This is a genomic window from Pseudomonas sp. KH_024_B2 (genome assembly GCF_057839965.1).
In genome coordinates, this window is record NZ_CM174502.1 from 1,690,695 (window position 1) to 1,715,778 (window position 25,084).

Here is a 25,084-nt window from a genome sequence, read left to right on the forward strand (position 1 = left end):
GGGCACCTCGGCATGGATGCCGAGGTAGCCGCCCCCGGCCATGGATGGCCGATGGCGGCGGGCCCCCGGAGCAATGCCGGAGTGAGGGCATGCCGAGCCTAGGCGAGGCACCGAATGGTGGGGCAGAAGCCCTTTGGTTACTTTGGGGCTTTTCCAAAGTGACACGCCGTCAGGGCGTAACCCTAAGTGGCCGTTACCGCAGGAATGGATATGTACCCAATCCCAGACAGCCAGCCGTTACCGCAGAAACGGATATGTACCCAATTCCATACCCCACAAACAAACACGGCCTCTATTAAAGAGGCCGTACTCGCTGCAGCATAAGACTTTATCGCAAGACTAATCTTATTAGCGGTCTTCCAGCTTGGTGATGTCACGCGACTCGTAGCCGGTGTACAACTGGCGCGGACGGCCAATCTTGTACGGGCTGGAGAGCATTTCTTTCCAGTGGGAGATCCAGCCGACGGTCCGCGCCAGGGCGAAGATCACGGTGAACATGCTGGTTGGAATGCCGATCGCCTTGAGGATGATCCCCGAGTAGAAGTCGACGTTCGGGTACAGCGAGCGCGAGATGAAGTACGGATCGGTCAGCGCGATCTCTTCCAGGCGCATGGCCAGTTCGAGTTGCGGATCGTTGGTGATGCCCAGCTCTTTGAGTACTTCGTCGCAGGTCTGCTTCATCACGGTTGCGCGTGGGTCGCGGTTTTTGTAAACCCGGTGACCGAAGCCCATCAACTTGAACGGATCGTCCTTGTCTTTGGCCTTGGCGATGTACTTGTCGATGTTCGAGACATCGCCAATTTCGTCGAGCATGCTCAACACCGCTTCGTTGGCGCCGCCGTGAGCCGGGCCCCAGAGTGCAGCGATACCGGCAGCGATACAGGCGAACGGGTTGGCACCCGACGAACCTGCAAGGCGCACGGTCGAAGTCGATGCGTTCTGCTCGTGGTCGGCATGGAGGATGAAGATCCGGTCCATGGCCTTGGCGAGTACCGGGCTGATCGGTTTGATCTCGCACGGGGTGTTGAACATCATGTGCAGGAAGTTTTCCGCGTACGACAGGTCGTTGCGCGGGTACATCATGGGTTGGCCCATGGAGTACTTGTAAACCATCGCTGCCAGGGTTGGCATCTTGGCAACCAGGCGGATCGCGGAGATTTCGCGATGCTGCGGGTTCTTGATGTCCAGGGAGTCGTGGTAGAAGGCCGAGAGAGCACCGACTACGCCGCACATGACCGCCATCGGGTGGGCGTCACGGCGGAAACCGTTGAAGAAGGTCTTCAGCTGTTCGTGAACCATGGTGTGGTTCTTCACGGTGCTGACGAACTGGGCCTTCTGCTCGAAGGTCGGCAGTTCGCCGTTGAGCAGCAGGTAGCAGGTCTCCAGGTAGTCCGACTTCTCGGCCAGCTGTTCGATCGGGTAGCCGCGGTGCAACAAAATGCCGTTGTCGCCGTCAATATAGGTGATCTTCGACTCGCACGAGGCGGTCGACATGAAACCCGGGTCAAAGGTGAAACGGCCCGTGGCCGTCAGGCCCCGAACGTCGATTACATCGGGACCAACGGTGCCGGTTAAAATGGGCAGCTCGACGGGGGCTGCGCCCTCGATGATCAACTGCGCTTTTTTGTCAGCCATGTGGCCTCCTATTTATGCTTGAAATCATCAGACAGACCCCCCACGCAGGGCCCGCACCACTATAGTGAGATAAATTTGAATGTCAATTTGCCTAAAGTCTTGCCCCAGAAGGCTTTAACCGGACTTTTTCCTCGAAATTCCCCGCCATTTACGCCTTTTATTCCACTTGTGCAATCAGCTATTCGGGGTAGGTGATTGCGTTGTCATTAGTAACCTAACTGTCTATACTCGGCCTCCGACCGCCAAGGGCTTTTGGGCCTGCTTTTATTGGGGGTCGCACTCCCTGGGTGGTGGGTACCTGACCAGTGCACTCCCCAACAACTTTGCCCTGATTGTTAGGGGCTCTTCAGTGTGAAAAAAAAGCCGTGAAAAGCCAACGACCTGTAAACCTAGACCTAAGGACCATCAAACTCCCAGTCACTGCTTACACGTCCATTCTTCACCGAATCTCCGGTGTCATCCTCTTTGTCAGCCTGGCCATCATGCTTTATGCATTGGACAAATCGCTGAGCTCAGAAGAAGGCTTCGGTCAGGTGAAGGCGTGTCTGACCAGTCCGCTAGCCAAGCTAGTGACGTGGGGCATCCTGTCCGCCTTGCTGTATCACCTGGTTGCCGGTGTGCGCCACTTGATCATGGACATGGGCATCGGTGAGACGCTGGAAGGCGGCCAACGAGGCTCGAAAATCGTTATCGCCGTTTCCGTGGTGGTAATCGTTCTGGCAGGAGTTTGGATATGGTAACTAACGTTACGAACCTTTCGCGTTCGGGCCTCTATGACTGGATGGCACAACGCGTGTCTGCGGTCGTTCTCGCGGCTTACTTCATTTTCCTGATCGGATACCTCATTGCGAACCCGGGCCTTGGCTATGACCAATGGCATGCGCTGTTCGCAAACAACTGGATGCGTATTTTCAGCCTGCTGTCCATGGTTGCTCTGGGCGCTCACGCCTGGGTCGGCATGTGGACCATCGCGACCGACTACCTGACGCCAATGGCGTTCGGCAAGTCCGCGACCACAATACGTTTCCTCTTCCAGGCAGTATGCGGCGTTGCGATGTTCGCTTACTTCGTCTGGGGTGTGCAGATTCTTTGGGGTATCTGATTCATGGCTAACACAGTTAATACGCTTTCGTTCGACGCCATTATCATTGGCGGCGGCGGTGCTGGCATGCGCGCTGCGCTGCAGCTGGCACAAGGTGGTCACAAGACTGCCGTTGTCACCAAGGTTTTCCCGACTCGTTCGCACACCGTATCCGCTCAGGGTGGCATCACCTGTGCCATCGCTTCGGCCGATCCGAATGATGACTGGCGCTGGCACATGTACGATACCGTCAAGGGTTCCGACTACATCGGTGACCAGGACGCTATCGAATACATGTGTTCCGTAGGTCCGGAAGCGGTCTTCGAGCTCGAGCACATGGGCTTGCCGTTCTCCCGTACCGAACAGGGCCGCATCTACCAGCGTCCGTTCGGCGGTCAGTCGAAAGACTTCGGTAAAGGCGGCCAGGCCGCTCGTACCTGCGCCGCTGCCGACCGTACCGGTCACGCGCTGCTGCACACCCTTTATCAGGCGAACCTGAAAGCCGGCACCGTATTCCTCAACGAATACTACGGCGTCGACCTGGTGAAGAACGAAGACGGTGCCTTTGTCGGCATGATCGTCATCTGCATCGAAACCGGCGAAACGTCCTACGTGCGGGCTAACGCCACCGTATTGGCGACCGGCGGTGCAGGTCGTATCTACTCGTCTACTACCAACGCCCTGATCAACACCGGTGACGGTATCGGCATGGCCCTGCGTGCAGGCGTTCCGGTACAAGACATCGAAATGTGGCAGTTCCACCCAACCGGCATCGCCGGCGCCGGTGTACTGGTTACCGAAGGCTGCCGCGGTGAAGGCGGTTACCTGATCAACAAGCACGGCGAGCGTTTCATGGAGCGTTATGCTCCGAACGCCAAAGACCTTGCCGGTCGTGACGTGGTAGCTCGCTCCATGGTTAAAGAGATCATCGCCGGTAACGGTTGTGGTCCGGATGGCGACCACGTTCTGCTGAAACTCGATCACCTCGGTGAAGAAGTCCTGCACAGCCGTCTGCCAGGTATCTGCGAACTGTCCAAGACATTCGCCCACGTCGACCCGGTCGTTGCTCCGGTTCCAGTGGTTCCAACCTGCCACTACATGATGGGCGGCGTTGCCACCAACATTCATGGTCAGGCGATCACTCAGGATGCCGACGGCGTCGATACCATCATCCCTGGCCTGTTCGCGGTCGGTGAAGTGGCGTGCGTATCGGTTCACGGTGCCAACCGTCTGGGCGGCAACTCGCTGCTCGACCTCGTGGTATTCGGCCGTGCTGCCGGCCTGTTCCTTGAGCAGACCCTGAAAGAAGGCGTTGATTACACTCGCGCTCGCCAGTCCGACATCGACGCTGCCCTGGCGCGTCTCGATGGCCTGAACTCGCGTACCGAAGGCGAAGACGTAGCGACCCTGCGTAAAGAGCTGCAAAGCTGCATGCAGAACTACTTCGGTGTATTCCGTACCGGCGAATACATGCAGAAGGGTATTGCTCAGCTGGCGGATCTGCGTGGCCGTATCGCCAACGTCAAGATCAACGACAAGAGCCAGGCGTTCAACACCGCTCGTATCGAAGCCCTGGAACTGCAAAACCTGCTGGAAGTGGCCGAAGCTACCGCCATCGCCGCAGAGATCCGTAAAGAGTCCCGCGGCGCTCACGCCCGTGAAGACTTCGAAGATCGTGACGACGTCAACTGGCTGTGCCACACCCTGTACTTCCCTGGTGAGAAGCGCGTTGCCAAGCGTGCCGTTAACTTCTCGCCAAAAACAGTCCCGACCTTTGAACCAATGATTCGGACTTATTAAGGGTGGCCGCCATGTTGCAAGTCAGTGTTTATCGCTACAACCCTGATCAGGACGCTGCGCCGTTCATGCAGGAATTTTCGGTCGATACCAACGGTAAAGACCTGATGGTGCTGGATGTGCTGGCCCTGATCAAAGAGCAGGACGAAGGTTTCTCCTATCGTCGCTCTTGCCGTGAAGGTGTTTGCGGTTCCGACGGCATGAACATCAACGGCAAAAACGCTCTGGCGTGCGTCACGCCGCTGTCTGCCGTAGTAAAAGGCAACAAGTTGATCGTCCGTCCGCTGCCAGGTTTGCCGGTTATCCGTGACCTGGTCGTCGATATGAGCATCTTCTACAAGCAATATGAAAAAGTGAAGCCATACCTGCAGAACGACACGCCGGCTCCGGCCATCGAGCGTCTGCAGTCCCCGGAAGAGCGTGAAAAGCTCGACGGTCTGTACGAGTGCATCCTGTGCGCTTGCTGCTCGACCTCTTGCCCGTCCTTCTGGTGGAACCCGGACAAGTTCCTGGGCCCGGCTGCGCTGCTGCAAGCTTATCGCTTCCTGGCAGACAGCCGTGACACCAAGACTGCCGAGCGTCTGGCTGCGCTGGATGACCCGTTCAGCGTATTCCGCTGCCGCGGGATCATGAACTGCGTCAGCGTATGTCCGAAAGGCCTGAACCCGACCAAGGCCATCGGTCACGTGCGTCACATGCTGCTGCAAAGCGGCGTTTGATTCAGTAGCTGTACCGTAGAACCGTTGTACCCGTAGATGCTGCGGCGCAGGCTTCAACCGGCGCCGTAGTTTTAACCAGAACAGCAGCTCACAAAGCTGCGGTTCTTATTTTGAAGAAATGAGACAAGCAGGGGCATCCGGGCTGGTACCCGGACTATCAGCGTGATCCTAAGTGGCTTGTTTTGGTCGCTGCATTCGGACTTCTGCAAGTTTGCTCGGTGTCTTCGCCGGTGGTGTCCCCTAACCGAGGGTGACCAAGCATGCAAGAAAGCGTGATGCAGCGCATGTGGAACAGTGCCCACCTTTCAGGTGGAAACGCTGCCTATGTGGAAGAGCTTTATGAGCTCTACCTGCACGACCCTAACGCTGTGCCAGAAGAGTGGCGCACCTACTTTCAGAAGTTGCCTGCCGACGGCAACTCTGCCACTGATGTTTCGCACTCGACAATTCGCGATCATTTCGTCTTGCTGGCAAAGAACCAGCGCCGCGCTCAACCGGTTTCCGCCGGCAGCGTGAGCAGTGAGCACGAGAAGAAGCAAGTTGAAGTGCTGCGATTGATCCAGGCCTACCGTATGCGTGGCCACCAGGCAGCCCAGCTTGACCCGCTGGGGCTGTGGCAGCGTCCTGCACCTGCAGACCTGTCGATCAATCATTACGGCTTGACCAATGCCGATCTTGATACGACCTTCCGTGCCGGCGACCTGTTCATCGGCAAAGAGGAAGCGAGCCTACGCGAAATTCACGAAGCGTTGCAGCAGACATATTGCCGCACCATCGGCGCCGAGTTTACGCACATCGTCGATACCGAGCAGCGTCACTGGTTCCAGCAGCGTCTGGAAAGCGTGCGTGGCCGTCCAACGTATTCCGCGGACATCAAGAGCCACTTGCTCGAGCGTGTCACCGCAGCCGAAGGTCTGGAAAAATACCTGGGTACCAAATACCCGGGCACCAAGCGTTTCGGTCTCGAAGGTGGCGAGAGCCTGATTCCGTTGCTCGACGAGCTGATCCAGCGTTCCGGTTCCTACGGCACCAAGGAAATCGTTATCGGCATGGCCCACCGTGGTCGTCTGAACGTGCTGGTCAACACCTTCGGCAAGAATCCGCGCGAGCTGTTCGACGAGTTCGAAGGCAAGAAAAAGGTTGAGCTGGGTTCCGGTGACGTTAAATACCACCAGGGCTTCTCTTCCAACGTCATGACCTCCGGCGGTGAAGTTCACCTGGCCATGGCCTTCAACCCTTCCCACCTGGAAATCGTTTCGCCAGTGGTCGAGGGTTCGGTGCGTGCCCGTCAGGATCGTCGTAACGATGCTACCGGTGAAAAGGTTCTGCCGATTTCCATCCACGGTGACGCTGCTTTCGCAGGTCAGGGCGTGGTCATGGAAACCTTCCAGATGTCGCAGACTCGCGGCTTCAAGACGGGCGGCACGATCCATCTGGTGATCAACAACCAGGTCGGTTTCACCATCAGCAATCCGGAAGACTCGCGTTCCACCGAGTACTGCACCGACGTTGCGAAAATGATCCAGGCGCCGATCCTCCATGTGAATGGTGATGATCCGGAAGCCGTCTTGTTCGTGACCCAGCTCGCCATCGATTACCGCATGCAGTACAAGCGCGACATCGTGATCGATCTGGTCTGCTACCGCCGTCGCGGCCACAACGAAGCTGATGAACCTAGCGGCACTCAGCCGCTGATGTATCAGCAGATCGCCAAGCAGCGCACTACCCGTGAGTTGTACGCAGAGCGTCTGACCCAGTCCGGTGTGGTTGATGTCGAGCGTGTTCAGGCCAAGATGGATGAATACCGCAACGCGCTGGACAACGGTCTGCACGTGGTAAAAAGCCTGGTCAAAGAGCCGAACAAGGAATTGTTCGTGGACTGGCGTCCGTATCTGGGCCACGCCTGGACCGCGCGTCACGACACTCGCTTCGATCTGAAAACCTTGCAGGATCTGTCCGCCAAGCTGCTGGAAATTCCGGAAGGCTTCGTGGTTCAGCGTCAGGTTTCGAAAATCTACGAAGACCGTCAGAAGATGCAAGCCGGCGGCCTGCCGATCAACTGGGGTTACGCCGAAACCATGGCGTACGCGACCCTGGCGTTCGAAGGTCACCCGATTCGCATGACCGGTCAGGACATCGGCCGCGGTACGTTCTCGCACCGTCATGCTGTCTTGCACAACCAGAAAGACGCGGGCACCTACATCCCGTTGCAGCATCTGTACGAAGGTCAGCCGCGCTTCGACCTGTACGACTCGCTGCTGTCCGAAGAAGCGGTTCTGGCGTTCGAATACGGCTATTCGACCACCGAGCCAAACGCTTTGGTTCTCTGGGAAGCCCAGTTCGGCGACTTTGCCAACGGTGCCCAGGTGGTTATCGACCAGTTCATCACCAGCGGCGAGCACAAGTGGGGCCGTCTCTGCGGTCTGACCATGCTGCTGCCACACGGTTATGAAGGGCAGGGGCCGGAGCACTCCTCGGCTCGTCTGGAGCGTTACCTGCAATTGTGCGCCGAGCACAACATTCAGGTGTGCGTACCGACTACGCCGGCTCAGATCTACCACTTGCTGCGTCGTCAGGTGATTCGTCCACTGCGCAAACCGCTGGTGGTTCTGACTCCGAAGTCGTTGCTGCGTCATAAACTGGCCATCTCGACCCTGGAAGATCTGGCCGAAGGTTCGTTCCAGACCGTTATCCCGGAAATCGATGCCCAGGACCCGAAAAAGGTCGAGCGCATTGTTCTGTGTAGCGGCAAGGTCTATTACGACCTGCTGGAAAAACGCCGTGCCGAAGGTCGTGACGACATCGCTATCGTGCGTATTGAGCAGCTGTACCCATTCCCTGAGGACGACTTGAACGAAGTCCTGGCTCCGTACACCAACCTCAAACATATCGTTTGGTGTCAGGAAGAGCCGATGAACCAGGGTGCCTGGTACTGCAGCCAGCATCACATGCGTCGCATCGTTGGCAATCACGACAAGTCTCTCGTACTCGAGTACGCGGGCCGTGAAGCTTCTGCTGCACCTGCTTGTGGTTATGCATCGATGCACGCCGAGCAGCAGGAACAACTGCTGCAAGATGCCTTTACCGTTTAATGCCTTCGCGCACCTGAAACCGAATTTAAGGACCCACAGATAATGGCTATCGAAATCAAAGCCCCCACCTTCCCGGAATCGGTTGCCGATGGCACCGTTGCCACCTGGCACAAAAAACCGGGCGACGCCGTCAAGCGTGATGACCTGATCGTCGACATCGAGACCGATAAAGTCGTACTGGAAGTGTTGGCTACCGCTGATGGCGTGCTGGGCGCTATCGTCAAGAACGAAGGTGACACCGTTCTGTCCGACGAAGTTCTGGGCTCCATCGGTGAGGGCGGCGCTGCTGCCGCTGCTCCAGCTGCCGCTCCGGCCGCTGCACAGGCTGCTGCTCCAGCCGCCGAAGGCGAAGAGGATTCTGTTGCTGCACCGGCTGCTCGCAAGCTGGCTGAAGAAAACAGCATCAACATCGCTTCCGTTGCCGGTACTGGCAAAGGCGGTCGTGTCACCAAGGAAGACGTGGTTGCAGCTGTTGCCGCCAAGAAAGCCGCTCCGGCTGCCGCGCCAGCCAAGGCTGCTGCTCCTGCTGCTGCCGCTCCGGTGTTCGCGGCTGGTGATCGCGTCGAGAAGCGCGTACCGATGACCCGTGTTCGCGCTACCGTGGCCAAGCGTCTGGTTGAAGCCCAGTCGAACATGGCGATGCTGACTACGTTCAACGAAGTCGACATGACCGAAGTCATGGCGCTGCGTTCGAAGTACAAGGACCTGTTCGAGAAGTCCCACAACGGCGTACGCCTGGGCTTCATGTCGTTCTTCGTGAAAGCGGCCACCGAAGCACTGAAACGCTTCCCGGCTGTCAACGCCTCGATCGACGGTTCCGACATCGTTTACCACGGCTACGCCGACGTCGGTGTTGCCGTGTCCAGCGACCGTGGTCTGGTAGTACCGGTTCTGCGTAACGCCGAACTGATGAGCCTGGCTGAAATCGAAGGCGGCATCGCCACCTTCGGCAAGAAGGCTCGCGACGGCAAGCTGTCCATGGACGAGATGACCGGTGGTACGTTCACCATCACCAACGGCGGTACCTTCGGTTCGATGATGTCGACCCCGATCGTCAACCCGCCGCAAGCGGCTATTCTGGGCATGCACAACATTCTGCAGCGTCCTATGGCGATCAACGGTCAGGTGGTTATCCGTCCGATGATGTACCTGGCGCTGTCCTACGATCACCGTTTGATCGACGGTAAAGAAGCTGTGACTTTCCTGGTTACCATCAAAAACCTGCTGGAAGATCCGGCTCGTCTGCTGCTGGATATCTGATTTCGTTGCACGGGCCGTTCAGTGATGAGCGGCCCTTCTGTAATGAATAGCTTCGTCCCACGACGGTCTCCACAAGGGGTCGTCCGGTTTGATTCGAGAAGGAATGACACATGACTCAGAAATTCGACGTGGTAGTGATTGGCGCGGGCCCTGGTGGCTACGTAGCTGCCATTAAAGCTGCGCAACTTGGCCTCAAGACTGCCTGCATCGAGAAATATACCGACAAGGAGGGCAAACTGGCCCTTGGCGGTACTTGCCTGAACGTCGGCTGCATCCCTTCCAAGGCGCTGCTCGACAGCTCCTGGAAATTCCACGAAGCACAAGATGGCTTCGCGATCCACGGTATCAACCACGCTGGCGTGACCATGGACGTGCCAGCAATGGTCGGCCGCAAGGCCAACATCGTCAAAGGCCTGACCTCCGGTGTTGCTACCCTGTTCAAAGCCAACGGCGTGACCTCCCTGCAGGGCCACGGCAAACTGCTGGCCGGCAAGAAAGTCGAGCTGACCAAGCCTGACGGCACTATTGAAGTGATCGAAGCCGAAAACGTGATTCTCGCCTCGGGCTCGCGTCCGATTGACATCCCACCGGCTCCGGTTGACCAGAACGTCATCGTCGATTCGACCGGTGCTCTGGAGTTCCAGTCGGTTCCAAAACGTCTGGGCGTGATCGGCGCTGGCGTGATCGGTCTGGAACTGGGTTCGGTATGGTCCCGTCTGGGCGCTGAAGTGACTGTCCTGGAAGCCCTGGACACGTTCCTGATGGCTGCCGACACCGCCGTGTCCAAAGAAGCCTACAAAACCCTGACCAAACAAGGTCTGGACATCAAACTGGGCGCTCGCGTGACCGGTTCGAAAGTCACTGGCGAAGAAGTCGTGGTGAACTACACCGACTCCAATGGCGAACAAACCATCACCTTCGACAAGCTGATCGTAGCCGTTGGTCGCCGTCCGGTGACCACTGATCTGCTGGCTGCCGACAGCGGCGTGACCATCGACGAGCGTGGTTTCATCTTCGTCAACGATCAGTGCGAGACCAGCGTACCGGGCGTTTTCGCCATCGGTGACGTGGTTCGCGGCATGATGCTGGCGCACAAGGCCTCGGAAGAGGGCATCATGGTTGTCGAGCGCATCAAGGGCCACAAAGCCCAGATGAACTATGACCTGATCCCTTCGGTTATTTATACTCACCCGGAAATCGCGTGGGTCGGTAAAACCGAGCAGGCCTTGAAAGCTGAAGGCGTTGAAGTTAACGTCGGCACCTTCCCGTTCGCAGCCAGTGGCCGTGCCATGGCAGCCAACGATACCGGCGGTTTTGTAAAAGTCATCGCTGATGCCAAGACTGACCGCGTATTGGGCGTCCACGTGATTGGCCCGAGCGCTGCAGAACTGGTTCAGCAAGGTGCGATCGGTATGGAATTCGGCACCAGTGCCGAAGACCTGGGCATGATGGTCTTCTCCCATCCGACCCTGTCCGAAGCGTTGCACGAAGCAGCGCTGGCAGTGAATGGCGGCGCCATTCACATCGCCAACCGCAAAAAGCGTTAAGACAATAAGAAACCACGGCGGTTGGCCCGTCGTGAGCCTTGCGAGCAAGACTCACCGCGGAATATCCGCTGGACGCAGTCTTGCGTAGTTTCACCGGGTAACCGGACGACTGCGCAAGCAGCAGTCACAGGTGGTGCGGCACTTGAACGAGTGCAGCACCGAATGCGCAGTACCTAACGAAGACGGTAATAAGCATGAATCTTCATGAGTATCAGGGTAAGCAGCTGTTCGCTGAATACGGCCTGCCAGTATCCCAGGGTTTCGCAGTAGACACTCCGGAAGCGGCAGCAGAAGCTTGCGACAAAATCGGCGGCACCGAGTGGGTTGTCAAAGCCCAGGTTCACGCTGGTGGTCGCGGTAAAGCGGGCGGCGTAAAGCTGGTTCGCAGCAAAGAAGACGCCAAAGCATTCGCTCAACAGTGGTTGGGCAAGCGTCTGGTGACTTACCAGACTGATGCCAATGGTCAGCCAGTCACCAAGATCCTGGTTGAATCGTGCACTGATATCGCTAAAGAGCTGTACCTGGGCGCTGTCGTTGACCGTTCGAGCCGTCGCATCGTGTTCATGGCTTCCACCGAAGGTGGCGTGGACATCGAGAAAATCGCTCACGACACCCCTGAGAAAATTCTCAAGGCCACTATCGATCCACTGGTTGGCGCTCAGCCATTCCAGGGTCGCGAGCTGGCTTTCCAGCTGGGTCTGGAAGGCAAGCAAGTTGCTCAGTTCGCCAAGATCTTCGTGGGTCTGGCCAAGCTGTTCAAGGATCACGACCTGGCCCTGCTGGAAGTGAACCCGCTGGTGATCAAGGCTGACGGCGATCTGCACTGCCTCGATGCCAAGATCAACATCGACGCCAACGCCATGTACCGTCAGCCTAAGCTGAAGACTTTCCACGATCCGTCGCAAGACGATCCGCGCGAAGCGCACGCTGCCAAGTTCGAACTGAACTACGTAGCACTGGAAGGCAACATCGGTTGCATGGTCAACGGTGCTGGCCTGGCCATGGGTACCATGGACATCGTCAACCTGCATGGCGGCAAACCAGCCAACTTCCTCGACGTGGGCGGCGGTGCTACCAAAGAACGCGTTACCGAAGCGTTCAAGATCATCCTGTCCGACACTAACGTCGCTGCAGTACTGGTCAACATCTTCGGCGGCATCGTTCGTTGCGACATGATTGCCGAAGGCATCATCGGCGCAGTGAAAGAAGTCGGCGTGAAAATCCCGGTTGTTGTTCGCCTTGAAGGCAACAACGCTGAGCTGGGCGCTAAAGTACTGGCAGAAAGCGGTTTGAACATCATCGCTGCTACCAGCCTGACCGACGCTGCTCAACAAGTTGTCAAAGCTGCGGAGGGCAAGTAATGAGCGTCCTGATCAATAAAGACACCAAAGTTATCTGCCAGGGTATTACCGGTTCCCAAGGTAGTTTCCACACCCAGCAAGCTCTCGAGTACGGCACCCAGATGGTTGGCGGCGTAACTCCAGGCAAAGGCGGCACCACTCACCTGGACCTGCCTGTTTTCAACACTGTGAAAGAAGCTGTAGCAGCCACTGGCGCCACCGCCAGCGTGATCTACGTTCCAGCACCTTTCTGCAAGGACTCCATCCTTGAAGCAGCGTTCGGCGGCATCAAGCTGATCGTTTGCATCACCGAAGGCATTCCTACCCTGGATATGCTGGATGCCAAGGTCAAGTGCGACGAGCTGGGTGTTACCCTGATCGGCCCTAACTGCCCAGGCGTGATCACTCCAGGCGAATGCAAGATCGGCATCATGCCAGGTCACATTCACTTGCCAGGCAAGGTCGGTATCGTTTCCCGTTCCGGCACCCTGACCTACGAAGCTGTGAAGCAGACTACTGACGCCGGTTTCGGTCAGTCGACTTGCGTCGGCATCGGTGGTGACCCGATCCCGGGCTCGAACTTCATCGACATCCTGAAGCTGTTCCAGGAAGACCCGAAGACCGAAGCGATCGTCATGATCGGTGAGATCGGCGGTTCGGCTGAAGAAGAAGCGGCTGCCTACATCAAGGCACACGTGACCAAGCCGGTTGTTTCCTACATCGCTGGTGTGACTGCTCCTGCGGGCAAGCGCATGGGCCATGCTGGCGCAATCATCTCTGGCGGCAAAGGCACTGCGGACGAGAAGTTCGCTGCCCTGGAAGACGCAGGCGTGAAAACCGTGCGTTCGCTGGCAGATATCGGCAAGGCTCTGTCCGAGCTGACTGGCTGGGCGATGAAGTAAGCCTCGCGCTTACCTGACGCTCCACCAAACAAAGGCCACCTTAGGGTGGCCTTTGTGCTTTCTGTGATTTGTGTGTTGTCGGTCAGGGCCTCTTCGCGGGCAAGTCGGATCGCCGCACCGCCGCTCCCACATTTAATCTCGGCTGTTCACAGATAATGTGTCCACAGAAGATCCCTGTGGGAGCGAGCTTGCTCGCGAAGACGGACTTACAGGCGACCACCATTTACATGCAAAAACGCGACGCACAAATGTCGCTTATCGGACGGTTCGCCCTCTAACAGTGCGTTTGTCGCACAAATTCGTTAGGCTAGCAGCCATTTTTGCGTCTGCGTCCCATAAGGGGGCTGCGCGCTTAACGGGTCAGTCTCATACAGACCGACAGCATTTCCCTCATCCACAGGGAAATCCCTCTCTAAATTCCGATTCAGTAGTGTGGTATTTCCTTAATGAAAGTGTTGAAAGGCCAGGACATCCTGGCACTTGGTTTTATGACGTTTGCCCTGTTCGTCGGGGCCGGCAACATCATCTTCCCGCCTATCGTCGGTTTGCAGTCCGGGCCTCATGTCTGGATGGCGGCGCTGGGCTTTCTGATCACCGCGGTCGGTTTGCCGGTGATCACCGTGGTTGCCCTGGCCAAGGTGGGCGGTGCGATGGACGCCTTGAGCAGCCCGATCGGTAAAGTCGCCGGTGGGCTGTTGGCTGCCGTGTGCTATCTGGCAGTCGGCCCATTGTTCGCTACACCGCGCACTGCAACCGTGTCCTTCGAAGTGGGCCTGGCGCCGCTGACCGGCGAGAGCCCGCTGGCGTTGTTCCTCTACAGCTCGGTGTATTTCCTGGTGGTGTTCTTCATTTCGCTGTACCCGGGCCGTTTGCTGGATACCGTGGGACGCTTCCTGGCGCCGTTGAAAATCATCGCACTGGCCGCGCTGGGCATTGCAGCCTTTGCCTTGCCAGCGGGTGATATCGGTACCGCAACCCCGGAATACATCGCTGCACCGTTCTCCCAGGGCTTCATCAATGGTTACCTGACCATGGATACCCTGGGCGCGCTGGTGTTCGGTATCGTTATCGTCAACGCCATTCGCTCCCGCGGCGTCGAGTCGCCGGCGCTGATCACCCGTTACGCGATCATTGCCGGTCTGATTGCCGGTGTGGGCCTGGCGCTGGTGTATATCAGCCTGTTCCGTCTGGGGGCGGGCAGTCACGAAGTTGCCGCTGGCGCAACCAATGGCGCGGCGGTATTGCATGCTTATGTGCAACACACCTTCGGCTCCCTGGGCAGCGGCTTTCTCGCGGTGCTGATCTCCCTGGCGTGCCTGGTAACGGCGGTCGGTCTGACCTGCGCCTGTGCCGAGTACTTCAGCCGGGTACTGCCACTGTCCTACAAGACTCTGGTGATTATCCTGGCGGTGTTCTCGTTGCTGGTGTCCAACCTGGGCCTGACCAAGCTGATTGCGTTCTCGATCCCGGTACTGACGGCGATCTACCCGCCATGCATCGCCCTGGTGGCTCTGAGCTTCTGCAAGGACTTCTGGCAGGAGCAGGGGCGCATCGTTGGCCCGGTGATGCTGGTGTCGTTCCTGTTCGGTCTGATCGACGCCTTGAAAGGCGCCGGTCTGGCCGAGTGGATGCCGTCTCAGCTGTCGCACTTGCCGTTGAGTGAGCAAGGTCTGGCGTGGCTGGTGCCTTCAGTGTTCACGCTGGGGGTTGCGGTGGTCTGCGACCGTCTGCTGGGCAAGCGCAGCGAAGCCTTGGCTTAAGTTTCACGGCCCGCCACAAGCGGGCCATGAGCAACAACAGAAATGCCCCGTATCAATCGATATGGGGCATTTTTTATGGGCGTGCGAAAATCAAATGTGGGAGCGAGCTTGCTCGCGAAGAGGGCATAACATTCAATAGTGATGTTGACTGATATACCGCTTTCGCGAGCAAGCTCGCTCCCACAAGGTTTTCGGTGTTCCGCTCATACTTCACAAGGACCTGCATGTCGTTCATCCAAGCCAACCTGATCCACATCCTCGCCGCGCTCTGGTTCGCCATTTGCTGGGGCGGTTACACCCGTTACGCGACCTGGAAGGGCCGTGATACTGCGTGTCTGGCCAGCGTGTTGCACCTATACCGCGAAGACTGGATGCGCCGCATGTTATTGCGCGACAACCGCATCGCCGACGCCAGCGTGATCGGTAATCTGGAGCGCAACGCGTCGTTCTTTGCCTCAAGCACACTGATTATCCTGGCCGGTATTCTCACCGTGCTGGGCGCTTCCGAGCGTGCGGTGTCGTTGTTGGCGGATATTCCAATGGTGCAACAAGCCTCTCAGGGTATGTCGGAGATCAAGCTGCTGTGCCTGGCGTTAGTCTTTGTCTACGCCTTCTTTACCTTCAGCTGGTGCATGCGCCAGTACAACTTCGCGGCGATTCTGGTGGGTTCGGCGCCGATGATTGGCGAGCGACACGTCTCGGAGCAAGAGCGCAACGCTTTTGCCATGCGTGCGGCGCGGGTGATCTCGCTGGCGGCCAACCAGTTCAACTTCGGCCTGCGCTCGTATTATTTCGGGATGACCATGCTGGCCTGGTTCGTCAGTCCCTGGCTGTTCATGTTGATGAGTACCGGCGTAGTGCTGGTGTTGTATCGCCGGGAATTTCATTCCGATGTATTGGACGTCATGGTATATACCCCCACAGAGGCGCCATTGCCCGAGTTGACCAAGGAGAAGAGTCAATGAGTATTGCGTTCTGGTGTGTGTTTCGCACTGTATGGGTCTGAGCATTTTTCGGACAAAGTAAAGCCCGCACTTGGCGGGCTTTCTTTTTGAAGCGCGTTAAAACCGGATCAGTTTTTCGGTGCTTCTACTGGAGCGGTTGCTTCGGTCTGAACTTTGGCAGCTTCGACGTTTTCTTTCGCGGCCTCGTTCACTTTATCCTGAGCTTCGGTCATTTTCTGTTGGGCTTGCTCAGCAGGTTGGTTAGTAGCTTGAGCTTTGTCCTCGGCTTTTTTATCGCAGGCAGCGAGACCGAGGGTAGCGGTCAACATCAAGGCAATAGCAAAAGTCTTACGCATGGGGTGTTTCTCCTAGTGAAGATATCTTCTGCCCTTTCGAGCACAGCCCAGTGGGTTAAGTTCCTTGAATTCGACAGATATATTAAGTTCTTTGGATGTGGAACTTTTATGCGGTTTATTAACTGCACCGCGGCGAGACTAACAAGAGAGTAAATCGAATGGTGCAAAACCCCATTTTTGAGCGTGCGACGCGTTTTCTGTCAGCCCTGCGCCATTGCCAGGTGCTGGGACTAAGCGTTCACAGCGCCTCGACGGACGGCATTACGCTGATCTTGCCCTACAGCCCGCAAATAGTCGGAAACCCGCAAACCGGAGTGATTCACGGCGGAGCGTTGACGTCGTTGATGGACACCGCCTGCGGCATGGCGACCTTATGTGTGTTGCCGGAATTCGAAGTCTGTCCGACCCTGGACCTGCGCATCGACTACATGCATCCCGCCGAACCGCACAAGGCTGTCTATGGTTTTGCCCAGTGCTATCGAGTGACTACCGACGTGATATTCGCTCGCGGTTTTGCCTGGCAGGATGACCCTGAACATCCGATCGCCCATGTGGTGGGGACCTTTATGCGCATGGGCAAGGGCATCAAAGGAACAAAAGGCTTTGGCGGATCAATCAGTGGCGGTGCGGTATGACTGACAACTTCAAGGAACAACTGCAGCAGGCTCATGCGCAGGGTGATTACGCCGCGCTGCTGGAGCTGATCCCCTACGCGAAACTGATCGGCGTCGAGTGCTCACGCTTGGGTGATGAGTTGCTGTTTCGCCTGCCGGCCAACAAAGACAACATCGGTAACCCGTTATTGCCAGCCATTCACGGCGGGGTCATCGCCGGGTTCATGGAGTTGGCTGCGGCGTTGCATTTGCTGGTGTTCACCGGGTCTCCCGGTGTGCCGAAGATCATCGACTTCTCCCTCGACTACCTGCGCGCCGGGCAGTTTCGCGATACCTATGCCAAATGCCAGGTCTGCCGTCAGGGACGGCGGGTGGCGAACGTTGCGATCACCGCGTGGCAGAGCACTCAGGCCGAACCAATTGCCACGGCGCGCGCGCATTTCAAGATTGAAGAAACCGATGTCGCGCCCACGCCCTTGAAATCCGCTTCTTAGCCCCCAACTTTGATGACATCCCGCCGCCAACCCTTCAGGGCGCGGCCAATGCCATCCAATTGGAGTTTGATGACGATGACCATGAGCGTGGAAACTCAAAAGGAAACCCTGGGCTTCCAGACCGAGGTAAAGCAACTGCTGCACCTCATGATCCATTCGCTGTATTCCAACAAGGAAATTTTCCTTCGCGAATTGATTTCGAACGCCTCTGACGCTGTCGACAAATTACGTTTCGAAGCGCTGTCCAAGCCTGACTTGCTGGAAGGTGGCGCCGAGCTGAAAATCCGTGTGAGCTTCGACAAAGACGCGAAAACCGTCACCCTCGAAGACAACGGCATCGGCATGAGCCGCGAAGATGTGATCACCCACCTGGGGACCATCGCCAAGTCCGGCACCGCCGATTTCATGAAACACCTCTCGGGCGATCAGAAAAAAGATTCGCACCTGATTGGTCAGTTCGGTGTTGGTTTCTACTCCGCGTTCATCGTTGCCGATAAAGTCGATGTGTTCAGCCGTCGTGCCGGCCTCGCTGCCAGCGAAGGTGTGCATTGGTCGTCCAGGGGCGAAGGCGAGTTCGAAGTCGCTACCCTGGAGAAAGCCGATCGCGGTACCCGTATCGTGCTGCACCTGAAGTCCGCTGAAGGTGAATTCGCCGATGGCTGGCGTCTGCGCAACATCGTCAAGAAGTACTCCGACCATATCGCCTTGCCGATCGAGCTGCCGAAAGAACAGGCTGCTGCCGAAGGCGAAGAGGCGCCAAAGCTTGAATGGGAAACCGTCAACCGCGCCAGCGCGCTGTGGACTCGTCCGCGCACTGAAGTTTCGGAGGCGGAATACCAGGAGTTTTACAAGCACGTTGCCCACGACTTCGAGAATCCGCTGAGCTGGAGCCACAACAAGGTTGAAGGCAAGCTGGAATACAACTCGCTGCTTTACGTACCGGCGCGCGCTCCGTTCGACCTGCATCAACGTGAAGCACCGCGCGGCTTGAAGCTGTATGTGCAGCGCGTGTTTGTCATGGACCACACTGAGTCGTTCCTGCCGCTGTACCTGCGTTTCATCAAAGGCGTGGTCGACTCCAACGACCTGTCGCTGAACGTGTCGCGGGAAATCCTGCAGAAAGACCCGATCATCGACTCGATGAAGTCGGCGCTGACCAAGCGTGTTCTGGACATGCTGGATAAGTTGGCAAAGAACGAGCCTGAGCAATACAAGGGCTTCTGGAAGAATTTCGGTCAGGTCTTGAAAGAAGGTCCGGCTGAAGATTTCGCCAACAAAGAGAAAATTGCCGGTCTGCTGCGTTTCGCCTCGACGAGTGACGAGAGCGGCGAGCAAGTGGTGTCCCTGGCCGAATACCTGGCTCGCGCCAAGGAAGGCCAGGACAAGATTTACTACCTGACGGGCGAGAAGTACGAAGCCGTCAAGAGCAGCCCGCACCTGGAAGTCTTCCGCAAGAAAGGCATCGAAGTGCTGCTGCTGACCGACCGTATCGACGAGTGGCTGATGAGCTACCTCAGCGACTTCGACGGCAAGAGCTTTGTCGACGTGGCGCGCGGTGATCTGGACCTGGGCAACCTGGACTCGGAAGAGGACAAGAAGGCTGCCGAAGAGGTCGCCAAGACCAAAGAAGGTCTGGTCGGGCGCATCAAAACCGCGTTGGGCGAGGCGGTCAGCGAAGTGCGGGTTTCCCACCGTCTGACCGATTCTCCGGCGATCCTGGCCATCGGTGAGCAGGACCTGGGCATGCAGATGCGGCAGATCCTCGAAGCCAGCGGGCAGAAAGTCCCGGATTCGAAGCCAATCTTCGAATTCAACCCGGCCCACCCGCTGATCGATAAACTCGACAACGAGCAGAGCGAAGAGCGCTTCGGCGACCTGTCGCACATCCTCTTCGATCAGGCTGCCCTGGCAGCCGGTGACAGCTTGAAAGACCCGGCCGCCTATGTGCGCCGGTTGAACAAGCTGCTGGTTGAACTGTCGGCTTAAAATGGTTGTAAAAAAACCCGCTTCGGCGGGTTTTTTTGTGCGCGCAATTTCATTGGCGCCGATGTCACAGTCGACATTGATGTTGAATGTTAGTCAGTCATCGCGAGCAAGCTCGCTCCCAGTGTGCCCGGCATGGGCCAAAGCCAGTCACCTGAAAAGTGGTGACCAGAATGAGTGACGAGAACTGTAGCGAAACGCAAGGGGGAAGCCGCGAGGCCAGCCTGAAAGAAGCGTGTAGCAAAGGCGCGACCGCAGGAACACGAACAAGCAGCGAGGCCGGATGCGGGCGATAAGTGTGCTGGGAGCCACGAAATCCAACCGTCACCGAAAGACGCATCAGGTAGAGCTTGGCGGCCCGAGCCGAAGGTTTTGGCACCTTACCCGGGGAGATCTCGCGGGCGTAGCCCGCGAGAAGTCAGCAGATGCCGTAGTAGTGAAGAAGGGTCGTAATGGATCTGGAGCGAAGGGCTGAAGAACAGAAACACTCACCATAGACTACTGCCTACAAAGCGAGAGCCCTTTGAAACCGCACCCGGAAATGCCATGTGGCACGTAGCGGGAAGGCCGTGCGTGGGAAAGTCGGGTGGACCTCGACCAATGCGCGCAAGGAAGGGGCGAGTCAGCAGGCAGACGGAACGGGAATAGAGACGTGTTGAGCGAAACCTGCATGGAAACGATTGTCGAAAAGGAGAATATGCACCGAGCGCTCAAGAAGGTCCGGTCGAACAAAGGGGCGCCAGGGGTCGACGGAATCACTACCGACGAACTCACCGCACACCTTCAAACGCATTGGCCGGCCATCAAGAGCAAGCTTCTGGACGGGACCTATAAACCGGGTCCTGTCAAAGGTCTCAGGATCCCCAAGCCGCAAGGCGGGGAGCGGCTGTTGGGCATTCCGAATACGCAGGATCGCTTGATCCAGCAATCGGTCCAGCAGCACCTGACGCAGCTGTGGGATGCCAAATTTAGCGAACACAGCTACGGTTTCCGGCCAGGCAGGAGCAATCTCGATGCCATACGAGCCGCCAAGGCCTTTGTCCTGGAAGGCAAGACCTGGGTCGTGGATATCGACATCGAAGCCTTCTTCGATCAGGTCAATCACGACAGGTTGATGAGCCTCATATCCAGGGATATCCGTGACAAGCGGCTGATGAGTTACATCGGTCAGACGCTTCGAGCGGATATGCTGTTGGACGGTCAGCGGGTCAAAAGGACGGCCGGAACTCCGCAAGGAGGCCCGCTAAGCCCGCTGCTTGCCAACCTCTATCTGGATGCACTGGACAAAGAGCTGGAAGCCCGAGGGCTGAGCTTTTGTCGCTACGCCGACGACCTGGTGATTTATGTCACCAGCGAACGCAGTGCGGATCGCGTGCTGGGCAGTGTGACGGCTTGGATAGAGAAACACCTCAAGCTCAAAGTGAGTGCCAGCAAGAGTGGAACGGGACGGCCTTGGGATCGCGACTTCCTTGGTTACAACATCGACGAACAAGGGAATGGCCAACTGTCCGGCAAGACCGTGAAGAAATACCGCAAGAAAGTTCGCGAGCTGTGGTCGGCCAGGCAAAGTCTGACGAGCACCGAACTCGTGGCTCAATGGGGACGTTACATCCGGGGGTGGTACGAATACTTCCGCTGGGTGAAGGACGACTTCAAGCGGTTATCGCAATGGACTCGCCGACATATGCGCAAATGTTTCTGGCAGCGCTGGCACAGTCGTGAGGGACGAATGCGCAAACTGCGCGGGCTTGGTATCGCAAGCCGGCAACTCGCGCGAGTAAGCTTCCACGACGGTGCCTGGCGAGCGGCGCGCCACCCGGTGATGCAGCAGGCGATGAGTCTGAACATGATGCGTCGCTGGGGACTGTGGACGCCGCAGGACTTCGCCTCAGCACCTTGCTGAGCTGTTCAACCGCCGGATGCGGAAAACCGCACGTCCGGTGGTGTGGGAGGGGTAACGGGCACAAGCCCGTTGCCTCCACCCAATCAGTGGATTGATGGTGTGCCGCCAATTTAGGGTACAACACAGATCAAATGTGGGAGCGAGCTTGCTCGCGATGGCGATGTAGCTGGCACCAGAGAATAACGGGAACGATCTTCAGCGCTAGAGCAGCGTCGGCTCGCTTCGACCTGCGGGCAGCTCAATCCGCTCACTCTCACCCGGCACCTTCGGCCAATCCCCGGCCGCCCAGCGCTTGCGGGCCTGGTCGATCAATGCCGGGTCGCTGGCGACGAAGTTCCAGTTGATCCGGCGCGGCCCGTCCATTGGGGTGCCGCCAAACAGCACCGCATGACAATCGCTCTCAGCGAACAGGGTCATGACTTTCCCGGCAGGCAAAACCACCAGCGAGTGTGCTTCAACAGGCTCGTCGTCCAGTTGTGCGTCACCGTCGAGCACATACAGCGCACGTTCTTCATGTTCATCGGGAATCAGCAAGGTCGTTGCCGTTTGCAGGTGCAGTTCGGCGTACAGCGTAGGGGAGAGCACCGGCACCGGTGATTCCAGGCAAAAGCCTGAACCGGCAATCATCCGGATCTTCACCCCGAGGTTATCGCTGACGGGCAGGGTCTCGGCCGGGTAGTGGCTGTAATGGCCGGGGCCTTGTTCGTGTTCTTTCGGCGAGGCCAGCCAGATTTGCAAGCCGTGCATGCGAAAGCCGCTGGCCTTGAGTGATTCGGGGGTACGTTCGACATGGGCGATGGCGCTGCCGGCCGTCATCCAGCTGACGTCACCCGGTTTCACCAATTGATCCGAGCCGAGGCTGTCCTTGTGCTGGATTTCTCCTTCGAACAGGTAGGTCAGCGTAGACAGACCGATATGCGGGTGCTGACGGATGTTCATGCCTTTGCCTGCCGGATAACGGGTTTCCAGCATGTGGTCGAAAAACACGAAAGGTCCAACGCTGCGGCACTTGGCCGATGGCAGCGGACGCAGGATTGGCTGTCCTTCGACATCCTCGGCACGCGGGCGGATCACGGTCGGTGTGGTCATGGGGTATTCCAGGCTCAGCGGGTGATACCACAGAGCATAACCCGCTGAGACGGCAGCTGCCGCTACTGGCTGAAAGCGCCTTGCGACAGCAGGGTTTCAATGGTGACTTCAGAGGTCCTGGCATCGCCCACAAGAGCGTCGGCACGAAAGACTGTCATCAGCCTGTCACGCCCGCGTCATAGGCTCGCGTTCATCTCAATCAAGGAGCGCGATATGCACCTCACCCGTTTAACCGCGCTGGCGGCACTGATGATGATCAGTGGCCTGGCCAGTGCCGAAGTCCGCGTCGAAGGCCCGGTCGAATATGGCGTTTTCGAAGGTCCGAAAGCCGAGTTGCAATCGGGTGAGCGGATTTTGCGGCTCAGCAAGGAAAAGATCGAACAAACCGAGGTGGTGCCAGCCAGACTCGGCACCAAGTTCGGCTTGCGTTATCAGTTGGCCGGCAAAGTCGCCGAAGACCAACCGCTGACCTTGCTTTACTTCACTCCGGGAATCCGCACGCCGGACGGCCAGCGCCACGACAAATTCGAAGTCATCCAGAAACTGGTGCCTGGCGCCCCGCAGGATGTGATGGCCTACGAGTTCACTGAAAGCCATGAAGTGGTGCCGGGCGAATGGCGTTTCATGGTGTTCCAGGGCGATCGGCTTCTGACGCAGCAGCGTTTTACCGTGCGCTGAGTCATTAATGCCCGGGTGGACGCATAAAAAACGCGGCAAAAAAAAACGGCACCCGCAGGTGCCGTTTTTTCATGGGCAGATTACTTGCCCTGCCAGCGCTTCAGTACCAGCGTGGCGTTGGTGCCACCGAAGCCGAAGCTGTTGCTCATCACGGTGTTGATAGTGGCGTTTTCGCGAGTCTTGGTCAGGATCGGCATGTCTGCCACTTCCGGGTCCAGTTCCTCGATGTTGGCGGAACCGGCCATGAAGTTGCCTTCCATCATCAGCAGGCAGTAGATCGCTTCGTGAACGCCGGCGGCGCCCAGGGAGTGACCCGACAGGCTCTTGGTGGAGCTGATGGCCGGTGCCTTGTCGCCGAACACTGCACGCACGCCTTCCATTTCCTTGGAGTCGCCGACCGGAGTCGAGGTGCCGTGGGTGTTCAGGTAGTCGATCGGAGTGTCGACGGTGGACATGGCCATCTGCATGCAGCGGATGGCGCCTTCGCCGCTTGGAGCGACCATGTCGTAGCCGTCGGAGGTCGCGCCGTAGCCAACGATTTCCGCGTAGATCTTCGCGCCACGGGCCAGAGCGTGTTCCAGCTCTTCGACCACGACCATGCCGCCGCCGCCGGCGATGACGAAACCATCACGGTTTTTGTCATAGGCACGCGAGGCTTTTTCCGGCGTGTCGTTGTACTGGCTGGACAGGGCGCCCATGGCGTCGAACAGGAACGATTGGCTCCAATGCTCTTCTTCACCGCCGCCGGCGAACACGATGTCCTGCTTGCCCAACTGGATCTGCTCGACCGCGGTACCGATGCAGTGAGCACTGGTGGCGCAAGCGGAGGAGATCGAGTAGTTCACACCCTTGATCTTGAACGGCGTGGCCAGGCAGGCCGAAACGGTGCTGCCCATGGTCCGCGTGACGCGGTACGGGCCTACGCGCTTGACGCCTTTCTCGCGCAGGATGTCCAGCGCTTCCATCTGGTTCAAGGTCGACGCGCCACCGGAACCGGCGATCAGGCCGGTGCGCGGGTTGGACACTTGCTCATCGGTCAGGCCGGAGTCAGCAATGGCGTCTTTCATGGCCAGGTAGGCGTAAGCCGCCGCGTGGCCGACGAAGCGATAAATCTTGCGATCGATCAGCTCTTCGAGGGGAAGGTCAATGGAGCCGGAAACCTGGCTACGCAGACCCATTTCGGCATATTCCGGGTTGAACCGGATGCCAGGGCGGCTTGCACGCAGGTTAGCGGAGACGGTCTCTTTGTCATTGCCCAGGCACGAAACGATGCCCAGACCAGTGATAACGACGCGGCGCATGCGGATAACCCTTAGAAGTTGTCAGTGGAGGTGAAAACGCCGACCCGAAGGCCTTCGGCGGTGTAGATTTCGCGGCCGTCGACGGTCACGGAACCATCGGCGATGGCCAGGTTCAGCTTGCCTTTCAGAACGCGTTTGATATGGATGTTATAGGTGACTTTCTTGGCGGTCGGCAGTACCTGGCCAAAGAATTTTACCTCTCCCGAACCTAATGCGCGACCACGGCCCGGCAGACCTTGCCAGCCGAGGAAGAAGCCGACCAGTTGCCACATGGCATCGAGGCCCAGGCAGCCTGGCATCACCGGATCACCTTCGAAGTGGCAGGCGAAGAACCACAGGTCCGGAGTAATATCCAGCTCGGCGACCAATTCACCTTTGCCGTACTTGCCACCCTCTTCGCTGATCAGGGTGATGCGATCGACCATCAGCATGTTCGGGGCGGGCAGTTGCGCGTTACCCGGGCCGAACAGCTCACCGCGACTGCAGCGCAGCAGGTCTTCCCGAGTAAAGGCGTTTTGTTTGGTCATGCGAGCTCCTCAATAGTCCCATGCGGCAGGGTGGGGCAAATCTTCCCGACCGATCGAAGCGT

21 protein-coding genes are annotated in these 25,084 nt (G+C 57.9%); 16 read left to right on the plus strand and 5 right to left on the minus strand.

All coding sequences use genetic code 11. From position 1 onward, the window contains the following. Positions 1-348 precede the first annotated feature (348 nt). Entirely contained in the window at positions 349-1,635 is a 1,287-nt protein-coding gene (gltA, locus tag AC3I0A_RS08000; RefSeq protein ID WP_489377136.1) for a citrate synthase, read from the minus strand. A 365-nt stretch (positions 1,636-2,000) separates the two neighbouring features. Between gltA and sdhC the strand changes: the two genes are divergently transcribed. From sdhC to AC3I0A_RS08055, 11 genes are all read left to right on the plus strand, one after another. Beyond that, positions 2,001-2,375: a succinate dehydrogenase, cytochrome b556 subunit gene (gene sdhC / locus AC3I0A_RS08005; RefSeq protein WP_489377137.1), complete on the plus strand. Its 375-nt coding sequence runs from the start codon at positions 2,001-2,003 to the stop codon at positions 2,373-2,375. Next, the gene (gene sdhD, locus AC3I0A_RS08010; protein ID WP_489377138.1) at positions 2,369-2,737 is read left to right on the plus strand and encodes a succinate dehydrogenase, hydrophobic membrane anchor protein; all 369 of its coding nucleotides are present in this window, start codon (positions 2,369-2,371) and stop codon (positions 2,735-2,737) included. The genes sdhC and sdhD overlap by 7 nt, the downstream gene beginning before the upstream one ends. Positions 2,738-2,740: 3 nt before the next feature. Continuing rightward, on the plus strand, positions 2,741-4,516 hold the full coding sequence (gene sdhA, locus AC3I0A_RS08015; protein WP_489377139.1) for a succinate dehydrogenase flavoprotein subunit: 1,776 nt from the start codon (positions 2,741-2,743) through the stop codon (positions 4,514-4,516). An 11-nt stretch (positions 4,517-4,527) separates the two neighbouring features. Then, complete coding sequence (locus AC3I0A_RS08020; protein WP_489377140.1) at positions 4,528-5,232, plus strand: succinate dehydrogenase iron-sulfur subunit; 705 nt, start codon at positions 4,528-4,530, stop codon at positions 5,230-5,232. 260 nt (positions 5,233-5,492) lie between these two features. After that, complete coding sequence (locus AC3I0A_RS08025) at positions 5,493-8,324, plus strand: 2-oxoglutarate dehydrogenase E1 component (protein ID WP_489377141.1); 2,832 nt, start codon at positions 5,493-5,495, stop codon at positions 8,322-8,324. 42 nt (positions 8,325-8,366) lie between these two features. Continuing rightward, entirely contained in the window at positions 8,367-9,584 is a 1,218-nt protein-coding gene (gene odhB, locus AC3I0A_RS08030) for a 2-oxoglutarate dehydrogenase complex dihydrolipoyllysine-residue succinyltransferase (RefSeq protein ID WP_489377142.1), read from the plus strand. A 110-nt stretch (positions 9,585-9,694) separates the two neighbouring features. Next, positions 9,695-11,131 (plus strand): dihydrolipoyl dehydrogenase, encoded by a 1,437-nt coding sequence (lpdA, locus tag AC3I0A_RS08035; protein ID WP_489377143.1) that lies wholly within the window; start codon positions 9,695-9,697, stop codon positions 11,129-11,131. Between the two features lie 194 nt (positions 11,132-11,325). Further along, positions 11,326-12,492 carry an ADP-forming succinate--CoA ligase subunit beta gene (sucC, locus tag AC3I0A_RS08040; protein WP_008148602.1) on the plus strand — a complete coding sequence of 389 codons (1,167 nt, stop codon included), beginning with the start codon at positions 11,326-11,328 and terminating at the stop codon, positions 12,490-12,492. Next, entirely contained in the window at positions 12,492-13,373 is an 882-nt protein-coding gene (sucD, locus tag AC3I0A_RS08045) for a succinate--CoA ligase subunit alpha (protein WP_489377144.1), read from the plus strand. The genes sucC and sucD overlap by 1 nt, the downstream gene beginning before the upstream one ends. Positions 13,374-13,819: 446 nt before the next feature. Beyond that, positions 13,820-15,133: a branched-chain amino acid transport system II carrier protein gene (gene brnQ / locus AC3I0A_RS08050; RefSeq protein WP_489377146.1), complete on the plus strand. Its 1,314-nt coding sequence runs from the start codon at positions 13,820-13,822 to the stop codon at positions 15,131-15,133. A gap of 224 nt (positions 15,134-15,357) precedes the next feature. Continuing rightward, entirely contained in the window at positions 15,358-16,098 is a 741-nt protein-coding gene (locus AC3I0A_RS08055) for a DUF599 domain-containing protein (RefSeq protein ID WP_489377148.1), read from the plus strand. Positions 16,099-16,205: 107 nt separating this feature from the next. On the opposite strand, the gene AC3I0A_RS08060 is transcribed toward AC3I0A_RS08055, so the two are convergent. Next, positions 16,206-16,433, minus strand: a complete 228-nt coding sequence (locus AC3I0A_RS08060; protein WP_489377149.1) for a hypothetical protein — start codon at positions 16,431-16,433, stop codon at positions 16,206-16,208. 158 nt (positions 16,434-16,591) lie between these two features. On the opposite strand from AC3I0A_RS08060, the gene AC3I0A_RS08065 reads away from it, so the two are divergent. The 4 genes from AC3I0A_RS08065 (at position 16,592) to ltrA (ending at position 21,427) form a co-directional block, all read left to right on the plus strand. Next, on the plus strand, positions 16,592-17,068 hold the full coding sequence (locus tag AC3I0A_RS08065) for a PaaI family thioesterase (protein WP_489377150.1): 477 nt from the start codon (positions 16,592-16,594) through the stop codon (positions 17,066-17,068). Further along, complete coding sequence (locus tag AC3I0A_RS08070; RefSeq protein WP_489377151.1) at positions 17,065-17,541, plus strand: PaaI family thioesterase; 477 nt, start codon at positions 17,065-17,067, stop codon at positions 17,539-17,541. Before AC3I0A_RS08065 ends, AC3I0A_RS08070 begins: the two co-directional genes overlap by 4 nt. A gap of 81 nt (positions 17,542-17,622) precedes the next feature. Next, positions 17,623-19,527, plus strand: coding sequence for a molecular chaperone HtpG (gene htpG, locus AC3I0A_RS08075; RefSeq protein WP_489377152.1), 1,905 nt, complete (start codon positions 17,623-17,625; stop codon positions 19,525-19,527). 667 nt (positions 19,528-20,194) lie between these two features. Next, entirely contained in the window at positions 20,195-21,427 is a 1,233-nt protein-coding gene (gene ltrA / locus AC3I0A_RS08080; RefSeq protein WP_489372898.1) for a group II intron reverse transcriptase/maturase, read from the plus strand. 201 nt (positions 21,428-21,628) lie between these two features. Here the strand turns inward: ltrA and AC3I0A_RS08085 are convergent, their stop codons facing one another. Beyond that, positions 21,629-22,516: a pirin family protein gene (locus tag AC3I0A_RS08085; RefSeq protein WP_489377153.1), complete on the minus strand. Its 888-nt coding sequence runs from the start codon at positions 22,514-22,516 to the stop codon at positions 21,629-21,631. A gap of 213 nt (positions 22,517-22,729) precedes the next feature. Between AC3I0A_RS08085 and AC3I0A_RS08090 the strand changes: the two genes are divergently transcribed. After that, entirely contained in the window at positions 22,730-23,194 is a 465-nt protein-coding gene (locus tag AC3I0A_RS08090; RefSeq protein WP_489377154.1) for a DUF3859 domain-containing protein, read from the plus strand. An 80-nt stretch (positions 23,195-23,274) separates the two neighbouring features. On the opposite strand, the gene fabB is transcribed toward AC3I0A_RS08090, so the two are convergent. Then, positions 23,275-24,495 carry a beta-ketoacyl-ACP synthase I gene (fabB, locus tag AC3I0A_RS08095; RefSeq protein WP_489377156.1) on the minus strand — a complete coding sequence of 407 codons (1,221 nt, stop codon included), beginning with the start codon at positions 24,493-24,495 and terminating at the stop codon, positions 23,275-23,277. Between the two features lie 11 nt (positions 24,496-24,506). Next, a complete protein-coding gene (fabA, locus tag AC3I0A_RS08100; protein WP_003179264.1) occupies positions 24,507-25,022 on the minus strand; it encodes a 3-hydroxyacyl-[acyl-carrier-protein] dehydratase FabA in 516 nt (171 codons plus the stop codon). Between the last annotated feature and the right edge of the window lie 62 nt (positions 25,023-25,084).